This window comes from Chlamydiota bacterium (assembly GCA_016178055.1).
In the GTDB taxonomy this organism is placed as follows: Bacteria; Auribacterota; JACPWU01; order JACPWU01; family JACPWU01; genus JACOUC01.
Genome location: JACOUC010000031.1, coordinates 1 through 3,300, shown reverse-complemented (window position 1 = coordinate 3,300; position 3,300 = coordinate 1). Strand labels below are relative to the sequence as shown.

General features: G+C 43.0%; 2 protein-coding genes. Both read right to left on the bottom strand.

Annotated features, from left to right (window positions below; all coding sequences use genetic code 11):
- Positions 1–70: 70 nt before the first annotated feature.
- Complete coding sequence (locus tag HYS07_03935) at positions 71–1,591, bottom strand: UDP-N-acetylmuramoyl-L-alanyl-D-glutamate--2,6-diaminopimelate ligase (GenBank protein ID MBI1870327.1); 1,521 nt, start codon at positions 1,589–1,591, stop codon at positions 71–73.
- Positions 1,588–3,300: penicillin-binding protein 2 (locus HYS07_03930; GenBank protein ID MBI1870326.1), on the bottom strand; the 1,713-nt coding region annotated here is incomplete at its 5' end. The genes HYS07_03935 and HYS07_03930, both read right to left, overlap by 4 nt.

The following is a 3,300-nucleotide window of genomic DNA, read 5'->3' as shown; positions in this document are numbered from 1 at the left end:
TTCCCTCTGGCTTCACTCGGTTCGTTGCCTCTCCAAGTGCAGAGTTCAGTTCTGAGTCGGTGGTTAGCCTTTACTCAGGCTCCTTATTTCGGCTTGCTTTTGTTGGCTTGCTTGGCGCACTGAACTTTAAACTTTGAACTGTTTGTTCCGCCACCACCACATCATCAAATGGAATACGAACACGACCTGTCTCTTGAAATTTTTCATGACCCTTCCCAGCAATGAGTATCAAATCTCCTTCTTGGGCCTCGCTCATTGCAAATTCAATGGCTTCTCGACGATCTAAAATTCTCTTAAACGGTTTTTGGTATTCTTTCACTCCTTCTTCAATCTGTAAAGCAATGAAAGAGGGGTCCTCACTCCTTGGATTATCAGAAGTGATCACCACCTGATCAGAAAAAAGAGCCGCGACCCGTCCCATCTTTGGCCGCTTATCAGAATCACGATCTCCCCCACAGCCAAAAACAGTGATCAAGCGCCCCTTGACCAAAGGGCGTAAAGTCGATAAGACATTTTTTAAAGCATCTTCAGTATGCGCATAGTCCACCATAACCTGAAAAGGTAAAGGAATAGGAACAAATTGCATTCTGCCTGGAACCTGATCTAAAGCCTCTAATCCCTCTTTAATCTTTTCGGGATCAACCCCCAAAGCCCAAGTACCAGCAAAAGCAGCCAAGGCATTGGTCACATTGAACCTGCCTAAGATCGAAAGAGATAATTTTATGACCCCTTCTGGAAAAACAATTTCAAAAACACTTTTTTCAGAATTTAGGACAATATTTCTCGCCCAAACCATGCGCTCTGGCGAAAACCCATAACTCACGATTCGCCCTGAAGTAAGATGTGATAACCTTTTCCCATAAAAGTCATCTTCATTAATGACGGCCACTGCGTCCCGCTTTAAATTTTCAAATAGACGAGCCTTCGCTCGGAAATAATTTTCAAAATTTTTATGATAATCTAAATGATCCTGCGTCAAATTTGTAAAGAGGGCCGCATCAAAATTGATCCCTCTCACCCTTCCTTGTTCCAAGGCATGACTTGAAACCTCCATCACAAGAGACGAACAACCCGAATTTACCATATCATGAGCAAACTTTTGAATATCCAAAGATTCTGGAGTGGTCCGATCGGCAACCATGAAGCGCTCGTCTATCTTGTATAAAACAGTTCCTAAAAGTCCGCAACGAATTCCTGAAGAGCGAAGAATAGACTCAATTAAAAAACTAACAGTTGTCTTTCCATTGGTCCCCGTAACTCCAATCGTCTGAAGCGCCTGAGTTGGGTTTCTATAAAAAGCCTTCGCCAAATCAGCCAAGGAAGAGCGGGCATCTTTCACACGGACCCGAGGGATAGAATCAGTAGTCGATGATGCTCCTTTCCATTCATTTTCAAGGCAGAAGGCAACTACCCCTCGACTCAAAGCCTCTTCAACAAAGGAAATACCATCTGAATATGTCCCTTGCCATGCGACAAACAAATCTCCAGGACTGATCTTTCTTGAATCGTATGAAATCCCAGAAATTTCTTGATCTAAATTTCCACTCACTTTCAAAATTTCCAACTGAGTGATTAAATGACGTAATTTCATTCTGTTTTTTCTTTCTTTGCCAACATCTGATCTGGAGGCACTTCTAAATATCGCATCAAGTCACCGGCTATTTCCTTAAAAGCAGGAGCAGCAACAGTCCCGCCATAATGAAAATGCTGAGGTTCATTGACCACAACTAAAACAACCGCTTGAGGATGATCTGCCGGTAAAAAACCTACAAATGACGAAACAAATTTTGAATGAGAATATTTTCCCCCCTCAACAACTTTTTGCGCAGTTCCTGTTTTACCAGCAACCGAATATCCCTCAACCTGAGCGTTATAACCCGTCCCGTCCTCACTGACAACACCCTTCATCGCTTGAACAATTTGATTCACGGCTTCTTGCGAAAGCACCTGTTCCTTCCCTTGAGTCTTCGCTTGCAAAATGGAATTCCCTTCGGTATCAACAATCTGGCGAATCAAATGGGGCCTTACCAAAACACCCTGATTGGCTAGGGCACAATAGGCCCTCGCCAATTGAACGGCCGTCACCGTAATCTCTTGCCCCATGGGAACCATGTAAGGAGTCAATTTTGACCACTGGGAAAGGGGATGAAGCCAGCCTGAAATTTCCCCTGGTAAATCAATCCCTGTTTCATTCCCAAAACCAAACTTTTTTAAATAGTGATAGAGCTGATGAGCGCCCAAACGACATCCAATTTTTGCCATTCCAATATTACTTGATTTAACGACAATATCCTCTACCGAAAGCACCCCATAAGGGTGCACATCATGAAGAAGATGCCCCCCCGGAATTGAGAAAACTCCATTTTCGCAATAAAACCGATCCGAAAGTTTAACGAGTTTTTCCTGTAAAGCAGCCGAGACAACCACCGGCTTTAAAGTCGAACCGGGTTCAAAAAAATCAGTAATGGCCCGATTACGTCTTACCGAAGATGGATATTTCGAGACCTCATTCAAATCATAAGCAGGCCGATTTGCCAGAGCCAAAATCTCACCACTTTGAGGTTCTATCACAACCGCTGTTGCGCTCTGGGCATCAAACTCCTCCATCACCTGATCTAACTGAGATTCTACAAGGGTTTGAATCCCAGCATCAATGGTCAGAACAAGATTAAAGCCATCTTCTGGACGAACCTCAAATTTTAAGGGAGTCAAAACCTCCCGTCCCGTTGCATCACGTTCTGACAACTTCCAACCCGGTTTACCTTTTAAATATTTATTAAACTGAAGCTCTAACCCTTCCAAACCTTTGTCATCAAGACCTGTAAATCCTAAAACATGACTTAACAGCTTCCCACCAGGGTAAATTCGCTTCGTTTCTTCTATGAAATAGACCCCTTTTAACTTCAAAGCCAAACATGCGGACGCTTCCCCTTTATCCACCTTTCTCTTAATCCATATAAAATTCTTTTTCTTTGCAATTTTTTTATAAATATCCTTCTGATTCAAAGAAAAAATCTTGGCTAAGGCCGTCACCGTCTTAGCCATATCCTTAATTTCAGAAGGAACAACGTAAAAGGATTTAATGGGAACGCTAATCGCTAAGTCCCTACCCTTACGGTCAAGAATCTTGCCCCTTTTAGGCGGGAGTGTCAAGCTGAACCGCTGCTGTCTGGAAGCCTTTTCAAAAAAGAAATCATGCCAAAGAACTTGAAGAAAAAAAAGCCGAACGATGACCCCCCCTAACCCCGCCAGGAGAATCATAGCAACCACTAGAGTTCTGAATTTATGACTGAGTTTCAT

Coding starts and splice junctions, on each gene's coding strand:
- HYS07_03935 (MBI1870327.1), bottom strand. CDS start 1,591: ATGAAATTACGTCATTTAATCACTCAGTTGGAAATTTTGAAAGTGAGT.